Here is a 1,118-nt window from a genome sequence, read left to right on the forward strand (position 1 = left end):
CCACCCTTGGTCGGTGTGTAGCGTAATCTGATATCCGGTAGATGGCAGATGCGCCACTAACCGTTCTAGCGGCGCCGTACTGAACTCTAGTGTCGGCCGCGTCGAGAGTTCCCACTCCAGGATTCGGGTGCTGTAGAGGTCCTTGATAACCTCCAAATAGACCTTATCACCATTGTGGCTTGTAATTCCGTGACATCGCAAACCAGCTTTTGTAACGGCCGGTCAGCGCTGAAACGCCGATTCAACTTGTTCTTGGCTTTCTTACCCGAGGGCCCCTTGGAGGAGTCATACTTGCGCGTCCGTTTGCCATACTTTTGACAGTGCATATCCATCTCAACCATAAGCCGCTGGATCCGTTTGTGATTCGGCGCTTGACGGCCCTCTGACACGTACATCGCCCGAACTTCCGGTGTCACCCGCAGGATGCCGTAATTGCCGTTATGGGCGTTGAAAACCAACGAGATGCGGGCCTTGATCTCTTCATCAGGGTCGGGCTGGCTCAGCCGCTGCTGCCAGTACTGAAAAACTGACATGCTAATGGGTAATGCCTGGATTAAATCAACTAGTTTGTACTTGGCCCTGAGTGCGATGATGACCTCGCTGATTTGTCTTTTTGTTGCTTTCTCAAGGCTGCCAATTTTTTTTAAGGCGTCGTTCTGTATCCGCAACGATAAGTTCTCTTTTTCCAGGCGTTTCAGCCGTTGTTGTACACTCTCTTGATTGATCACGTTTCACTCCCTGCCGTAACGCGAGAAGCGCTGATTTGCCTTCACTGAAGTAGATTCGTTCCCAATTAGTAATGCTTGCGTACGAAGGATAGGCAAAGTGCGCACACGTCTCAGTGATTGATGCATTATGACTTTGCTTCCACTCTACTAGACTGGCACGAAAATCACCAGTAACTTTCGGTGATGCCATCAAGCCCTGTATGCCATGCTTTTCATAGACGGCAACGAGAATACGAAAGCGGAAATTGGCAATTCCAAACTGCTTGGCGACGCGATTCTTGGAGCTGTTGCCAGTAAGATAACATTTAACCGCCTGAATACAAGTATCCATTGAAATCTTGGTCATCAAAATACCCCCAAAGTTTAGTTCCAACTTTTGGGGTACACGTC

2 protein-coding genes are annotated in these 1,118 nt (G+C 49.2%); both read right to left on the reverse strand.

Annotated elements, in window-relative coordinates; all coding sequences use genetic code 11:
* Positions 1-86 precede the first annotated feature (86 nt).
* Complete coding sequence (locus tag JCM12539_RS13350) at positions 87-728, reverse strand: IS3 family transposase (RefSeq protein ID WP_162204169.1); 642 nt, start codon at positions 726-728, stop codon at positions 87-89.
* On the reverse strand, positions 625-1,118 hold a 494-nt coding region (locus JCM12539_RS13355; protein ID WP_369396119.1), incomplete at its 5' end, for a helix-turn-helix domain-containing protein. The genes JCM12539_RS13350 and JCM12539_RS13355, both read right to left, overlap by 104 nt.

Origin of the sequence: Lacticaseibacillus pantheris DSM 15945 = JCM 12539 = NBRC 106106 (assembly GCF_001311175.1) — a bacterium.
Lineage (GTDB): Bacteria > Bacillota > Bacilli > Lactobacillales > Lactobacillaceae > Lacticaseibacillus > Lacticaseibacillus pantheris.